This is a genomic window from Shewanella scandinavica, assembly GCF_031932065.1.
Lineage (GTDB): Bacteria > Pseudomonadota > Gammaproteobacteria > Enterobacterales > Shewanellaceae > Shewanella > Shewanella baltica.
The window spans coordinates 24,818-40,482 of sequence record NZ_JAUOES010000002.1; the positions used below are offsets into that span (position 1 = coordinate 24,818).

13 protein-coding genes and 2 pseudogenes are annotated in these 15,665 nt (G+C 44.5%); 7 read left to right on the top strand and 8 right to left on the bottom strand.

The genetic code is table 11. The annotated features are described in order from the left end of the window. Positions 1-5: 5 nt before the first annotated feature. Positions 6-1,358 carry a phosphoglucosamine mutase gene (gene glmM / locus Q4Q50_RS01595; RefSeq protein WP_311898045.1) on the top strand — a complete coding sequence of 451 codons (1,353 nt, stop codon included), beginning with the start codon at positions 6-8 and terminating at the stop codon, positions 1,356-1,358. A gap of 510 nt (positions 1,359-1,868) precedes the next feature. Here the strand turns inward: glmM and Q4Q50_RS01600 are convergent. Together Q4Q50_RS01600 and Q4Q50_RS01605 are read right to left on the bottom strand one after the other, a co-directional pair. Then, complete coding sequence (locus Q4Q50_RS01600) at positions 1,869-2,576, bottom strand: HutD/Ves family protein (protein ID WP_311898047.1); 708 nt, start codon at positions 2,574-2,576, stop codon at positions 1,869-1,871. Between the two features lie 71 nt (positions 2,577-2,647). Further along, positions 2,648-3,097: a copper resistance protein NlpE gene (locus tag Q4Q50_RS01605; protein ID WP_006085564.1), complete on the bottom strand. Its 450-nt coding sequence runs from the start codon at positions 3,095-3,097 to the stop codon at positions 2,648-2,650. 259 nt (positions 3,098-3,356) lie between these two features. On the opposite strand from Q4Q50_RS01605, the gene Q4Q50_RS01610 reads away from it, so the two are divergent. From Q4Q50_RS01610 to Q4Q50_RS01630, 5 genes and pseudogenes are all read left to right on the top strand, one after another. Continuing rightward, positions 3,357-4,898: a DUF3369 domain-containing protein gene (locus Q4Q50_RS01610; RefSeq protein ID WP_311898048.1), complete on the top strand. Its 1,542-nt coding sequence runs from the start codon at positions 3,357-3,359 to the stop codon at positions 4,896-4,898. Next, entirely contained in the window at positions 4,895-6,271 is a 1,377-nt protein-coding gene (locus Q4Q50_RS01615) for a sensor histidine kinase (protein WP_311898049.1), read from the top strand. Before Q4Q50_RS01610 ends, Q4Q50_RS01615 begins: the two co-directional genes overlap by 4 nt. A gap of 220 nt (positions 6,272-6,491) precedes the next feature. Continuing rightward, positions 6,492-6,689, top strand: a pseudogene (locus tag Q4Q50_RS01620) (sugar phosphate nucleotidyltransferase); the annotation flags it as partial. A 16-nt stretch (positions 6,690-6,705) separates the two neighbouring features. Beyond that, positions 6,706-7,245, top strand: coding sequence for a dTDP-4-dehydrorhamnose 3,5-epimerase (gene rfbC / locus Q4Q50_RS01625; RefSeq protein ID WP_311898051.1), 540 nt, complete (start codon positions 6,706-6,708; stop codon positions 7,243-7,245). A 32-nt stretch (positions 7,246-7,277) separates the two neighbouring features. After that, a pseudogene (locus tag Q4Q50_RS01630) lies at positions 7,278-7,718 on the top strand (oxidoreductase); the annotation flags it as partial. A gap of 122 nt (positions 7,719-7,840) precedes the next feature. Here the strand turns inward: Q4Q50_RS01630 and Q4Q50_RS01635 are convergent. The 6 genes from Q4Q50_RS01635 to panB form a co-directional block, all read right to left on the bottom strand. Next, positions 7,841-10,204 carry a YjbH domain-containing protein gene (locus tag Q4Q50_RS01635; protein ID WP_311898053.1) on the bottom strand — a complete coding sequence of 788 codons (2,364 nt, stop codon included), beginning with the start codon at positions 10,202-10,204 and terminating at the stop codon, positions 7,841-7,843. Then, a complete protein-coding gene (locus Q4Q50_RS01640; protein WP_311891497.1) occupies positions 10,204-10,989 on the bottom strand; it encodes a capsule biosynthesis GfcC family protein in 786 nt (261 codons plus the stop codon). Before Q4Q50_RS01640 ends, Q4Q50_RS01635 begins: the two co-directional genes overlap by 1 nt. 10 nt (positions 10,990-10,999) lie before the next feature. Further along, complete coding sequence (locus tag Q4Q50_RS01645) at positions 11,000-11,707, bottom strand: YjbF family lipoprotein (protein ID WP_311898055.1); 708 nt, start codon at positions 11,705-11,707, stop codon at positions 11,000-11,002. Positions 11,708-11,854: 147 nt separating this feature from the next. Further along, a complete protein-coding gene (locus tag Q4Q50_RS01650; protein WP_311891495.1) occupies positions 11,855-12,094 on the bottom strand; it encodes a hypothetical protein in 240 nt (79 codons plus the stop codon). Between the two features lie 244 nt (positions 12,095-12,338). Further along, positions 12,339-13,490, bottom strand: a complete 1,152-nt coding sequence (locus Q4Q50_RS01655) for a patatin-like phospholipase family protein (RefSeq protein ID WP_311891494.1) — start codon at positions 13,488-13,490, stop codon at positions 12,339-12,341. A gap of 136 nt (positions 13,491-13,626) precedes the next feature. Continuing rightward, positions 13,627-14,469 carry a 3-methyl-2-oxobutanoate hydroxymethyltransferase gene (gene panB, locus Q4Q50_RS01660; RefSeq protein ID WP_311898057.1) on the bottom strand — a complete coding sequence of 281 codons (843 nt, stop codon included), beginning with the start codon at positions 14,467-14,469 and terminating at the stop codon, positions 13,627-13,629. Positions 14,470-14,652: 183 nt separating this feature from the next. Between panB and Q4Q50_RS01665 the strand changes: the two genes are divergently transcribed. Beyond that, the gene (locus Q4Q50_RS01665; protein ID WP_311898059.1) at positions 14,653-15,576 is read left to right on the top strand and encodes an AraC family transcriptional regulator; all 924 of its coding nucleotides are present in this window, start codon (positions 14,653-14,655) and stop codon (positions 15,574-15,576) included. Positions 15,577-15,665 lie beyond the last annotated feature (89 nt).

Below are 15,665 nucleotides of genomic sequence, written 5' to 3' on the forward strand. Positions count from 1 at the left end.
GTTTTATGTCTAGGAAGTATTTTGGTACTGACGGTGTGCGAGGTAAGGTGGGTGAGTTTCCAATTACACCTGATTTTGCGATGAAGTTAGGTTGGGCTGCGGGTACTGTGCTGGCGTCTAGTGGAACGAAGGAAGTCCTTATCGGTAAAGATACCCGTAGCAGTGGTTATATGCTTGAGTCGGCAATGGAAGCTGGTTTTTCTGCTGCAGGCGTGAATGTTGCGCTTATTGGCCCTATGCCCACACCCGCGGTGGCGTATTTAGCCTCTACATTTCGTGCTGATGCAGGGGTAGTAATTAGCGCATCGCACAATCCATTTTATGATAATGGCATTAAATTTTTTTCTAATTCCGGCACTAAGTTAAATGATGCCCAAGAACTTGAAATAGAAGCCTTGTTAGAAAAGGCGCTTAACCAGAATGCAATGCAGTGTGTTGCTTCTGAGAAGCTAGGTAAAGTGCGCCGTATCGATGATGCTGCTGGTCGTTATATTGAGTTCTGTAAAGGCACATTCCCAAATCATTTGTCTTTAGCGGGATTGAAGATCGTGATTGATAGCGCTCATGGCGCCGCATATCATATCGCGCCCAATGTTTACCGTGAACTTGGTGCTGAAGTGATTAGCATCAATGATAAACCTAACGGCGTGAATATTAATGATCACTGTGGCGCAACACATTTAGACAGTTTGCAAACTGCGGTGATGGTGCATGAGGCCGATTTAGGTATCGCACTCGATGGTGATGCAGATCGGGTAATGTTTGTTGACCATAATGGCCATGTGGTTGATGGCGATGAGATTTTATTTATTCTTGCCCAGGCTGCACACAGCAAAGGTGAAATGGCGGGTGGCGTGGTTGGTACCTTAATGTCAAATCTTGGCTTAGAGCTTGCGCTTAAGCAGATGGATATCCCTTTTGTTCGCGCTAAAGTAGGTGACCGTTACGTTGTTGAGCAACTTAAAGCTACTGGCTGGCAATTGGGTGGTGAGGGTTCTGGGCATATATTGAGCTTGCAACATGCTTCAACGGGTGATGGCATAGTTGCATCCTTACTGGTACTTAAAGCTGTATTAGAGTCCCAGAAGAGTTTATCTGAGATTAAAGCTGGCATGACTAAATTGCCTCAAGTGTTAATTAATGTACGTTTAGCCACAGCTGATGCTGATAGCATTTTAGCGACGACTAGCGTTCAGCAAGCTGTGATTAAAGCCGAAGGGATTTTAGGTGACCAAGGGCGAGTGCTGTTGCGTAAATCGGGTACAGAGCCGCTTATTCGGGTCATGGTCGAATCTACCGATAATATAATGACGCAGACTCAAGCTGAATATATCGCGGATGCGGTTCGAGCGGCTTAAACCTTAGGACTATTAAAGCTAACGGTTATACGCGTTCATTCAGGTATTGATATGCTGAATTTTTAAGCCAGAAAGTTGTATACTTTCTGGCTTTTTGTTTTCTGCTCTTTGCTAACAAATTAGCCGAATACTTATTACAGGTGGCGCTGGTTTATCGGTTTATCTTTGGGCTGCATGTGCTTTTTAATATACGGATAAATTTATTTAGTTTTTATTACAGCCATCTTGCTGATAGTGATGACTAACTTGCCAAGCTATTTGTGACTATGAAAAACTGATCCTGTCAATGGTGCTTAATGCACTTTCTGAGAAGTACTTACCTCTGGATAGCAATGATTAGCCAGTGCACGGATGTAATTCTGATTATGTTTGTTTTTTTTACTTTTAATGAAAGGCTAAGTGGGTAGGATTTATGATAGTGGAGACACTAATGAGCAGAGCAATCTTGGGGTCGAACACTGAACTTGTGCTTTACTAGAGGAAGTTAGTGCCCACTTATTTGCTTGATGTTTAACAGGCCGCAATGGTGACGCTAAGTAATCGACTTGGCATTGTCGTTACTAACTTTATATCTTCGCCTGGTTTAATGATAAGCATGTCATAGGGCATGATCTTGATGAACTTGCCATTATGCTCCCATGTCATTGTATCTAAGCAGCAGAGTAGTTGGATGATAGTTGTGTCAGCTTCAGTCTTGTGGTGCTCTTTTTTATTGTTGTTTGTGATAGCAGCATGTTCTTCTATAAATATGCTATCAAAGTTAAGCCTTTGAGTATGTGCTTTAAATACGCCTCGTTTAGTCATCACATTGAAATCAATAACATTACTGCCTAATAGTTGACTTGTTATTGAGGTTTCGCCTGCAAAGCATAAGGCACTGTCTTTAGGCGTGAGTCGTTTATATTCAGTTGTATCTGTGTCTCCCAGTATCTTTTCATTTGCTCCAAGGTCATTTATCTGTTTTTCCCCTTCATGGTTATCGATGCTGAGTTGAACACCATCACCTTCTAGGATAACCAGTTGTCTGTCTATGCCATTAAATAATGAAAAGGGTCCGTTACTGCCAATGCTTGCTATGCTGATCCGATAATCGAATTCAGTAAGATCGGCAGTGGCGGGCGAAATAAGTAGCTGTTTTGTGCTCCCACCGCCATTTTTCCATGGTGTTGATGGGCAATCTTGGTAGCGGATCAGTTGCGTGTGTTTATTTGAAGTCATTCCTTCGTCTCTGTATTTACCTTGAGGTTGATTAATGATGCTCGCTCATCCTTGAGCGTATATTTGTTCTGCTATTGTTTCTTTTTCAATACATAATTAGCGGCCAGATCGCCAGTAATTCTTTGGCCTTCAGTATCTAACATGATCAGCTGATTTTCACCGACCAGATACTGTGTGCCATCTTCCAAAGTGATTTTTTGGCCTTTCTCATCCCACGCTGCTTTGCCCATCAGTTTTAAAATCTTCTCATCTTTACCCAAATAGACCGTTTCTTGAACAAAGCTATTATCAGATTGTAATGTGATCAGGGTTTGAATACCTTCGCAACTGGCGCAAGGCAACACACCTTCATAGCTGCCTGCCCAATCGAGTGAATTTTGGCTAGTATCACCAACAGGGACGGTTTTAGCGGCGTCTGTTTGTACTTGGGTTGTATCGACTGCGGTTTCTTCTTTTGGGGCTTCAGAGCAAGCCGTGGTAAATAAGGCCAGAAGTGCGATGCAACATAGTGATTTGTTCATAGTGGCTCCAATAGAATTTCGAGGTGTTACGGGTTAAGTGCATTCATCATACCCGCCAAGGCTGGCTTAGCCTAACTTTGGCTATTTCTATTTTATAACAATAGCTTAAGTTGTAATCGTGTGTATCCCAAGTGGCGTGAGTGTTAGTTATTAGCCTAAAGTCTGTAACCAATAAGATGATAATTTATCCTTTGAAACTAGTCACTTTCGAGATTGAATCTATACTAAAGCTTAACTATTCATCGTATACGGTGGTTCTGTGGCGTTATTTAAGAAAAGTGCTGATGTTATCGAGGATAAATCCCATAAGCCTAAACAAGGCATTTGGAAAGTTGCCATTATTGATGATGAGCCTGGGATCCATGAGGTGACTCGATTTGCTCTAAAACATCTGACCTTAGATAATCGGGTATTACAGTTCTATTCCTGTTACAGCGCCGCTGAAGGTTTAGCATTACTTCAAACCGAAACGGATATTGCATTGGCTTTTATTGATGTGGTCATGGAAACCGACCATGCTGGGTTAGAGCTAGTTCAAAAAATCCGTACTGAGTTAAATAATCACAGTACCCGCATCATTTTACGCACAGGCCAGCCGGGACAGGCGCCTGAAGATCAAGTGATTCGGGACTTTGATATCAATGATTACAAGGCCAAAACAGAGCTTACCGCGGCTCGGCTTAAGTCTTGTGTCTACACTTCACTGCGTTCCTATCGCGATATTAAAATCATCGAGCAAAGCCAGAAGGGGATGGAGAAAGTCATTGCCGCCTCCACCTCGGTACTTAAAAGTCATACATTACATAATTTTGGCAGTGCGGTGCTTGAACAGACTTTACAGTTACTCAATCTTGAAAGCTCAGCCCTTTATCTCACCAGCTATCATCAAGACCTTTACCTCGATACCCAAATGAATCTTCTGGCCGCTACGGGTGAGATGATCAGTTACTGCGAAGGTGGCAGCGTTGAGACGCTACCAGGGGATGTACGTGAGTATATTATCGAGGCTATCGCGCTAAAAACCTCGCTCGTTCGTGACAATATTTACGTTGGGTTTTATGAGCTAAGTGGCCATGTCACCAGTATTTTATACTTGCAGCACAACACTAAATTAACGGATTTTCAAGTCAGTATTCTTGAGCTATTTGCGGCGAATGTGAGCTTAACTTTCGAGAATTTGTCGGGCCGTGAAAATGTGCAGCAGACGCAAAGGGAGCTGATTTTAATCATAGGCGATGCCATTGAGCAGCGCAGTAAAGAGACCGGAGCACATGTACGTCGGGTTGCGCGCATGACTGAAATGCTCGCGATTGCTATCGGCATGCACGCGGACTTTATCGAAACGATTCGTTACGCTGCGCCTTTGCACGATGTCGGTAAAATAGGTATCCCTGAGAGTATCTTGCATAAGCCAGGCAAACTTGATGCCGAGGAATGGGCGATCATGCAAACCCATGCGGAGAAAGGCTATAACTTGCTCGCGGGATCAAATCGTATTATTGCCAAAATGGGTGCCCGAATTGCTTATACCCACCATGAGCGTTGGGATGGGCAAGGGTATCCCCGTGGAATTGCTAAGGAAGAAATCCCCATTGAAGGCCGACTCATGGCGATTGTCGATGTGATTGATGCGTTGCTTTCCAAGCGCAGTTATAAAGAGGCGTGGTCAGTCGATGCGGTGCGAGAGTATATTTTGGCGCAATCGGGTAAGCAGTTTGACCCCGTACTGTGTGAAGCGAGTTTAAAACTGTTAGATGCGTTTGCCTCCCTACATATCCATATTCCGGACGAACCGCTATGACCCGAATGCTTGATCGAATCCTATTTGATGTCAGTAAGTCTCAGGTTATTGATGAGGGCGATCTCATTCAAGCATCACAACTTATAGTGAGTTCAATCTGTAAGGGATTACAGATCACGCGGGCGGGCATTTGGTTGTTTGGTCAGGATAATCAGACTATTGCTTGTTATTATTTACTCGACCACCAACAGCCGCAAGAAGCGTTAGTGCTCACCCGCGCGCAGTTTCCCCATTATTTCAGCCTACTCGATAATGAGCGCACTATTGTCGCCAATAATGCCCAAACCGATCCCGCCACCAAAGAGTTTGTTGAAACCTATCTGAAACCGAATCAGATCACCTCTATGCTAGATAGCCCCATTCGTCACCACGGCAAAATGGTGGGGATTATTTGTTCTGAGCATCAAGGTGAGGCGAGGGAATGGACGCGGGATGAAAAGGCGTTTGCTTCGGCACTGGCCGATCTGTTTGGCCGAGCCATGAGTGCTAAGGAGATCCTCGAATACCAGCAACAGCTCAAACTCATTAATGCCGATTTAGAGCATCAAGTTGAACTGCGAACAACGGAGCTCGAGACGGCCTTATCAACCCTAAAATCGACCCAAAAGCACTTAATTGAGAATGAAAAAATGGCCGCCTTAGGTAGCTTAGTCGCCGGTGTGGCCCATGAGGTCAATACGCCGTTGGGTATCGCGGTGACATCCGTGACCCATTGCTTGGATGAGTTGTCGTTACTAAAAGGATCATTCGAGAAAAACGATCTCGATGAAGATAAGTTTGTCAGTTTTATCAATACAATGCAGGATGGTTTGTGTTTAATTGAGCGTAATCTTTCCCGCGCCGCAGAACTTGTTCATAACTTTAAACGCACTGCCGCAGATCAATCGATATTGGAACGTGAGCGCTTTAATTTAAAGAATTATATCTTCCAAATATTTAGTTCGTTAAAGCCCTTAATGCGTAAGAAAAACATCACCTTAAAAGTCGAGCTCGATGACAATATTTTCATTGATTCCTATCCCGGCGCCATCGCTCAGATTTTTACCAATTTAGTCGCTAACAGTTTTCGCCACGCTTTCCCCGATGATTTTGTCGGAGATAAACAAATTGATATTGTGGTTGAAAAGGAGGGATCACAGATCAAGATGACGTATCAAGACAATGGCATCGGCATGTCTGATGAAGTGAAAGCCAAAGCATTCGAGCCATTTTTCACCACGGCGCGCCAAAGTGGTGGCACAGGGTTGGGGATGTCGATTATTTATAATCTGGTCACCCAAAAGCTCAATGGTCATGTTTCACTCTTCTCGGCACCAAATCAAGGGTTACGTATTGAGATGCTGATCCCCGAAAGTAGTAAGGGCGTAGATTAGTCAACACTCAGTTCAGCAAAGGCGTTTGTCTTTATTGAATAGAGGATTCTCCATCTTACTGAAGCTGAATGGCTTTTAGTGCTTGGAATGCAAACGGCTATTGCGCCATTATTTTCGTTAATCGACTGACTCATCTCCTGTCATCCGTTCTTCCGGCTCGTCGTCTTTTATATGCTACAATCTGGACACTTCACCTAGCTTATCAATCTTAAATATTTCAATGAGAAAAGGCATTTTACTGGCGGGCGGTACTGGCTCGCGTCTTTATCCTATGACGCAGGTTGTTTGTAAGCAATTACTGCCCATTTACGATAAACCTATGATTTATTATCCACTTGTCACCCTAATGCAGGCTGATATTCGGGATATCTTGATTATTTGCACTCCCCACGATTTGCCGCTATTCAAGGCATTACTCGATAAGCAGGTATTTGATGAAATGTAGCGCAACTGAGTTAGCCGAAGTGCTAGTGTTTGAACCGCAAGTCTTTGGGGATGAACGCGGTTTCTTTATGGAGACGTTTAGGCAATCCTATTTTGATGCCTGCTTTGCACAGCGGGGATTCGAGTCATGTGTGTTCGTGCAGGAGAATCACAGCCGTTCGCAACGTAATGTCCTGCGAGGCTTGCATTTTCAACGACGTAAACCGCAGGGTAAGTTAGTGCGGGTCTGTGCAGGGAGCATTTTTGATGTGGCCGTCGATATAAGGCCCGACTCGGCCACCTATGGGAAATGGGTTGGGCGAGTGCTATCAGCAGAAAATCATCTGCAAATGTGGATCCCACCGGGCTTTGCTCACGGTTTTTATGTTCTCAGCGATTATGCTGAAGTTATTTATCAATGTACCCAATATTATGATCCTGAAGATGAAAGTGTTATCGCGTGGAACTGTGCTGAATTTGCTATTGATTGGCCGTTAATTACCGCACCGATTTTATCCGCGCGAGATAGTCTCGCCAGTGCAGCATCATAAAGCCAGCCTCGTCTTGTATTAAAAGGAAGGACAAGGCTGTGATATCGCCTAAAATGGCACTCGGTGTGCGGATTTCGGCAACCGATTGGGTCGAGGGTGGTTGGGATTTAGCCCAAAGCCTAGTGTTGGCAAAAGCATTAGAGAGCAGAGGTTGCGATTTTATTCATGTGAGTACTGGCGGGTTAAGTCCGCTGCAACAAATCCCTGTCGCTGAGCACTTTCAAGTGCCTTTTGCCGAAGCAATTAAAGCTCAGGTAAACATACTTGTGATTGCCGTGGGCTTAATTACAGATGCTAATAAAGCGGAAACGATTTTGGCTCAAGGGCAGGCCGATGCTATCGCGCTTGCTCGCACTATGCTCTATGACCCACATTGGCCTTGGCATGCAGCCGCAACACTCGGTGCAACTGTGAAAGCGCCGCCACAGTACTTACGTTCATCGCCCCATGGGATCAAGTCACCAATAGAGTAGAGCGCTTAACTTGCTATTTATCGGTGGTATTAAGTCCTCGATTTTTTAAACAGTTTTTATGGGCAGAAAACAAAACGGGCAAGAATTATCTTGCCCGTTTTTTAGTTTTAACTACGCATTCACTATTTCGCTAGTTCAACACTCGGTCTGGTATACCAAGGTGCTCGCGCATCTGTGACATCAAACAAGTTGTACTTACGTCCAAGCATTTGACCACCGTCACGGGTCAGTGGCATCCAAGACAAGAAAGCACGACTCTGAGTCGATTTTATGGTCATGAGATCGAATGGGATGGAAATATAGAAGCCCTTGGTAAAGCTGCCTTCGCCGTATTCTTCTGCTGATAAATTGGTTTTAGTCGCAAATGCACCGACAATAACACCGCTATCAAACTGTTTAGAGAAGTCAACCGTCACGCCTTTATCTTCGGTAAGATACTGCCCTGCGCTCACTCTAAGTAAAGTATTGGGGAACCACTCCGGCTGGTAATAAGCCGTTGCATGTCCAGTCACAACACCGGTTTGCACTCGATAAGCCCGATTGGTTAGAGGATCAAATTGGTTTTCGTCACTAAAGAAACCGAACATACTGTCGGGATCTCGCTGTTTCGCATAGTTAATATCAAAACCAAATGCCCATTGGCTATTGAGTGGACGATAGAGAAATTCTGTCCCCACACCGCCATACATCATCTCTAAATAACCACCATAGGCTTGGTAGGAAATGTTATCACTAAGATTATCCATCCATGTCAATTGGAGGTTATTAACCCGCACTGGGTTATCATGAACGTACTGGCGTATTAACGTTCTTACTCGTTTCAAGTCGGTACCGTCTGGTGGTACGTCATATAAAAACTTATCGTAGTTATCGTATAAGTTGAGATAAAGAGAACCGCCAAATTCGAAATTATCGGTAAACTTATAGTTTGCACTCCCAGTAACACCGATATTAAACATGTAGAAGCCTTCTGAGCCTCCGAAGGATTGCACCATAGTGGGAGCAACATCGAAGCCTAATTTATCCAGCCAATCTTTATCAGTACGCGTTACTAACTCACCTTGGGGTAAGCGTGGGACTGCAACTTGACTCGCATCAGTAACCTTAGCATTGAGGTAAGCAAAGCTGGCTACTTGGGCAAATTTTTCTGCATCAATACGCGTTTCTGTAATCGGCTGGCTATAATGGGTCTCGATTAAGCGATACTCTTTAATTTGAGTCAGATCGCTATTATTGGCAAGTATAGTGGCAGCCCTTTGGTGGGCTTCATTTCTATCACGATATTTAGTTTGCTCTCCAACCACGGTAATACTGTCAGAGTCGAGGTAAATTTTAGCGTTGCTATAGCCTGAAATCGTTTGCAGATCCTGCGCAACCTTATTCCAGTCAATTGTTGTTTTTAACATTGCTTCTTTAGGCTGAACGATTAAATGAGTGTCAGCTATTTCTTCTTTGATGTGTAGAGTGGTGTCAGCCGTCGCAATGATATTTTCTGAAGGGCTAACACTATCTAAAGGAATATTGGCTGTTTGTACATGCGTTAACGGTGCCGCTGGTATTGGCTTATATTTAGCCGCAGCAGGATCGCGCTTTATCTGAGTTAAGGTATTGAAATTCGTTTGCAAACTAAAACCGAGCGTCCAAGTATTACCACGTTCATAACTTAAATGCAGATCGCCCCAGTCACCAAATCGATACAGTAAACCATAGTTGAATTTGCTGTCCTGTGGCATAGCATTCCTATCGCGGCCACGCACGACAGGGAAATCGGATTGATAATCGTTGCCGTCATATTCAAGCTTTAGACGCAGTGGATCCCATGGGGTTTGGTATTCAACACCACCGAAGAGTGCCGCACAGCCCTTAAACCAGCGTTGGTAATCGACTGTGCCGCCTTTGCCACCGACGGATGTATCTCTATCACAATTATAATTAAGGTCTTTCTTATCCGAGGTCAGATTACCGCTATTACCGATATAGCCCCAGCCAATACCTAAGGTGAAGTCTAGTGGGCCAACCCGTTTGGTCGCCGCAATAAACTCGCCATCGAACAAGCCTGTTCCGCCAAAGTCGCGCACACCGAAAGATGTTTCTGGGAGCCAGTTTGTTTCTTCAAGCAACCGAACTTTAAAGTCAATACCTTTATCTGTGTATTTAGTGTTACCACTGAAACTGGGATCGCTGCTATAGAGTAAATCCTGTACCTGCGTATAACGAACAGTGGTCTCAAACCAAGGAAACAGTTGTACTGAGGCTGTGAAGTGCTGGTAGTCGTCGTTATAGCTAGTCGCAAAATTAAACTCGCCTTCAGGCGCCATTCGGCCTGTTGGCATTTGCATCAAACCAACACCACCAAAATCTGATTGCGAGGCTAACAGTGTTGGATAAGAAAACTCATCTGCAGTTACCTGGAGTAATGGTAATAATGCCAAAGACAGTGCAGATAATCGGCCTAAGGTATGGATTGTGTGGCTAGACTTTTTCATTACAGAGCCCGATTCCTGAGTAATTCAACAATGTTTTCATTCAGTTGAGTGTAGTCATCAAATAGACTTGAAAACTCAACGTAGAGACTTGCTCCAGGAGCAATATCTTGCTCTTGATGATTCCAATAAGCGATGGGTTGTTTTATCGCTTTGCCATCTGGTTGAATAATCCACACAAAACTTGTTTCAGCATTATCGAGTAACCCTGCTTGTTTGAGGTAATCTTTGCTAGTCTTTTGGCCTTGCCATGCCAAATCCCCTGTTTGAGCTACTGCACCAAGCACTGTGACAGTGCTTGGACGAGGCGGTAAGACTAATAGGAAACGACCATCAATTAGCGAATTGTATGAATCATTGATACGAATAAGGTCAATATCCATAGGCTGCATTACGCGCTGCCCAAGTTGTAGACTGCGAATAAGTTGTGCGAGCTTAGCCAGTTTTGCGATGTAAGCACTGTCGTCTTTTACTTGGCCCATTTTAGCTAACTGGCTTAAGACTTGCTGACGTTTCGTTTCTAATGCGGCGGTATTCTGAATATCGAGTAATGCCGCACCTAACCAATAAATTGGAACAACCTCTTTATTCGTGGTTTTATTATATGCTGGGAGTTGCTGTAATCCGTCTTGTACTATTTGTTCTATACGCACTGCTGTCGGATAGTTTAGTTGAACCTGAGCATCCTGATTCGTAGATGTACTGATGAATAACTGGGTTTCAGCATGAACGGTTGCCGTTAGTGCTGAACTAAGTACAAGTGCCAATGGCGCGATGTAATATCTCATAATGGTTCCACTAAGATGCAAATGGCTTAAGTAAAGTTATATCGATAAAAGGCAGATTGGGTGCTATCTTCTGGCGGCTTTTAATGACGTGCCCATTATCCGGTTTTAACCAAAACTCATTTAAATATTGAATATCAAGACCTTCAACAGATACTAACTCGCTGTAATGCAATGCTTGAGTGGGAGTATCATTTATGAGTATCTTTTCCTCAGCGATAAAATCAAACTGTGAATTAAGTTTATACCCATAATGGTAGCCGGGCTGCCAGTCAAGCGTGCGAGTCCAAGTCTTAGGCGTGCTATTTAGATGTAGACCTAGGAGAATAGGATCGGGTTCTGAACTTTTAATAGCGGTTAAATTGCCTTTGAGCAGATTATGAGTTCTCACTAAACGCCCGTTCACCGTCACTAACATTGCTTTATCTGCAGAGAGCCATTTTAGCTCCATTGCTTCTGGCGCTGGTCTGACAGTGGTGAGGGTTTGTTTCGGTTCTGCAAAGGCTAAAACAACAAATGCTTGAGGTATATCTTCTATCTTGACATAGATGCTAGCGTAGGGATTGGCTTCTATTTGCTCGGTGGTGAGCTTAATATCATTCTCTCCAATAAGAGCCAATTTCATCGTATCGTTGAGGGCGCTAATTCGTTGACTACAGCCGGCAATACCCATTAATGCAACTGAGGCTGTGAGTAAGATTAATTTTTTATTTATACGCATCCGAGTTGCTTATTCTCAATAGTAATAAATATCTAATGTAGAGATATCTGAGACTTATTTCAATAAATGAAGTGATTCTCACTTTCTCTAAACGAGCAAAAAAAACAACCGCCAATAGGCGGTTGTTTAAGAGTCATTAATAACTGATTAATTGCCAGTACCAGTGGTAGTGGTAGTACCTGTACCAGTGATAGGGTTACCATCAGAGCTGTTAGATATTACAACAGCGCCAGCAATTACAGCTGCACCAGCTACAGTACCAGCAACGATTGTACCTGTGCTGTTTGCAGCAGCATTGTTGCCAGCTGGTTGACCATCGACTGCATTAGCAGCGACAGAACTGAATGCAGCGATAGCAGCGATTAGTGCTAGTGAAGTTTTTTTCATCGTGATTCCCTTTTAGAAAAAATTTAAGTGATTTTAGCTAATCTAGTAAAACATGATAGGGGATACTAGCTAAATGATCAATCTTAAATCCTAAAGAGGATTCAGGCTTTCGATTGAAATTTTGCTTAGCTATAAACTAAGCCCCTTTATTTTAATGAGTTGTATCATTCATCTTAGACTTGAACAGCTAAACAAACTCACCTTTATAAATCTGCTTTAGTCAATGAGTGCTGCATCATAGCTGTTAGCGATAAGGTTCTGCGCTATTTTCTGATTTTAAACCAAAAAAGGCTTTAAGTTCGTCGATTTGCTCCATGGCATCTTTGTAGCCTAGGTCGATCAACGCGCTGGTGTAGGTTTTTTCGAATAATAGGTAGGACACGATACTCGAGTCGGATTGTCTATCAATACCAATAAAACCGAGTAAGGTTTTTACTGCCCATGGCATGTCATCGTAGAAGCGGGCGGCAATTTTACTGAGGTCTTCGCTGGGCTTGATGACTAAGGTTTTAATCGGATGTAAGGCGAGCTTGTTACGGCTTGACTCGGGGATCAGGCTTAAGGTGTTATTGATCCTTTCGAGCCGCTCAAGGTCACTGTTTAAGGTATCTGAGAAGATAGTATCGAGCAGATGGCCCGCTATGGATGCGGTTTTAGGGTGATACTCCAGTTCCATTGGGAAGTGTTTGTGTGGACTCTCTAAGTTAATGACTAAGAGTTTTTCAGCGCCTAAATGGATAGGACTTGAGAGCGGTGCCAGCTGGTGGACCGAGCCATCGCCATAATAGGCTTGGTTGAGTTTAATCGAGGGGAACACCATAGGGATGGCCGAACTGGCGAGTAGGTGCTCAGTGTTGAGCATCATACGTTCGCCGCTGCGTCTAGCGCGGGTCCAGTTTTCGATATCCCGTGAAGCTTGGAAAAAACTCACCGAACGTGAGTTGTTATAGCAAGAGGCATCGACGCTGAGTGCGGTGAGTGCGCCGCTGCGAATATTACGGTCGATACGTTTAAAATCGATTAATTCATTGAGCAGTTTTCGGAGTGGATCGTTATCGAGCAGACTGCCTGCATCGGTATTAACCTTATCGTCCTGCATGCCTTTGAGTGCCATTTTACCAAGGTGGCCAAGCACGCCAGTGATGGATGCGCGATACACTTTGCGAGTCTCAAAATGGCGCCACACCCATTCGAGCTTTTTGACGCCAAGATGAAAACAGGAAGCATGGGTGGCTATGGAGGTGCCATTGATGGCGCCTGCCGAGGTGCCACAAATGATTTTAAAGGGAATGCCATGATTACGCGGATAAAGCTGAACCAGTGCTTTTAGCACGCCGACTTGATAGGCGGCTCTTGCGCCGCCGCCACCTAATACTAATGCAGTTGATGTAGGCAATCTTCAGACTCAATTTATTGTTTTAATAGTTTTATTAAAGCAACGCCCCCCTATAAAAAGCAAGTCGATAGACTCAATTAGTTGCAAATTTCGATTTATAGTCTATTCGATTGCTGCAATATTTCGCTTTAAACAATTAATCCGCTGTAATCTTGGTTGTTTGGCTGAGGCCAAAGCAGTGCTCCGTTGTTGGAAACTCAGCGGTTCTCACTTCTCTGGCGTATTCGGCGCAGGCGTGAGTGATTAAGGGGCCTAAGTCGATATAGCGTTTGGCAAATTTAGGCGTGTAGTCAGAAAATAAGCCTAAAATATCCTCAGTCACGAGCACTTGGCCATCGCAGGCGGGTGAGGCGCCAATGCCGATGACTGGGATTGAGACTTCTGCCGTTACTGTGCGCGCCGCGAGTTCGGACGTGCCTTCTATCAGTATGCTAAAAGCACCAGCTTGCTCGAAGTCTTTCGCTAAACGAACGAGGGCTTCGATTGCTGTTGCATCCCTTGCTTGGGTTTTAAATCCACCTAATTGATTGACGTGCTGCGGCATTAACCCTATGTGTGGCATCACAGGGATCCCTCGCTGGGTTAAAAAGCGAGTAGTGGCTAGCATCTCTGCGCCCCCTTCGAGTTTTACCGCCTGCGCGCCAGTACGTATTAATACTTGGCTGGCATGTCTAAAGGCTTGCTGAGGCGATTCTTGATAACTCCCAAAGGGCATATCGATAATCACGCAGGCATGTGCTGCGCCGCGAGTGACAGCCAGACCATGGTTAATCATCATTTCTAAGGTAACCCCAAGTGTGGAGTCTTGCCCATAAACCACCATGCCGACGGAGTCGCCGACGATAATCATATCCACATGAGGATCGATAAGTTCCGCCATCGGTTTTTCATAGGCGGTGAGGGCGACTATTGGCGTTTTACCTTTCATTTTTTGTAAGGTGACGGGCGTAACCCGGTTTTTATTCATGTGGATGCTCATGTCATCTCCAATTTGTTAAATCTGAGAGGGCATGTTAGCGCTTGCCGCTTTGGCGTTAGCTCGATAGATTGACTTAATGTCTAGATTAAAAGACACTTCCTAAAATAAAAGGCGTTGCTAAATTGGCGTTGCTAAATCGAGAGGTACGCTAATACGAAAAGAAGCTTCGATATAAAAATCACCTTGGGCGATAACACCTTGAATCAAGTAACCGACACTCCTTTATCCCAGCAGCATATAACTCCGCGCACTCAGGTGGCGCCATCACGTTTAGCCGCCGCAGGGCTAAGCGCGTCCATCATGTTGCTTAAGCGAACACTCATGCCGTATGAACATGTGCAGCGCCATCGTCATTCTTGGGGACAGGTCATTTATGCCAGCCAAGGTGTGTTGAGTGTGATTACGCCAGCGGGGCGTTACATAGTGCCGCCTGAACAAGCAGTGTGGGTGCCTCCCTTTGTCGATCATGAGGTTATCGCGCTAGGTCAGGTGCAATTGAGCAGTTTGTATTTGGATGACACCCAGATAGGCGGTTTTCCACCCGACTGTACTTGTTTGAGTGTGAAGCCTGTTTTGCAGTTGTTACTGCAAGAGGCTAATGCCTTGATGAAGAGTGAGGCTGGGCTGATTGATCCCGATTTTAAGGATAGCGTCATGCGACTCTTGATGGTGATCCGTGATTTTATTGTGCTCGCCCCTAAGGTCGCCTTGGATTTACCTTATCCTAGGGATAAAAAATTACTGCGCATTACAGAGGCTTTGCTTGCGGATCCAAGTGAGCAACGTACTTTGGTGGATTGGCAGCGGGAGGTCGGCGCCTCGGCCCGCACGTTAGCGAGATTATTTAAACAGCAAACTGGGCTAAGTTATAGCCAATGGTTGCAAAGGCTTAGGTTGCAGGTGGCGATTCAAATGCTCAGTCGAGGTGAATCAGTGCTCACTACAGCGTTATCTTTAGGTTATGCCTCGGGTTCAGCCTTTGGTTATATGTTTAGGCAGTTGATGGGCGTCGCTCCGAGTCAGTACCTGTTAGCGCAAAATACCTTGCCAAAAATACAGTGCCAAAAATACAAAGATAAACAGCTACAGATAAAAGTCATGTCGTGAGTGATCGACGAAGGTCAATAAAAGTCCAATAAAAAGCCAATAAAAAAAAGCACTTAAGCTGGGCTTAAGTGCGTTTCGTTTTTGATCGT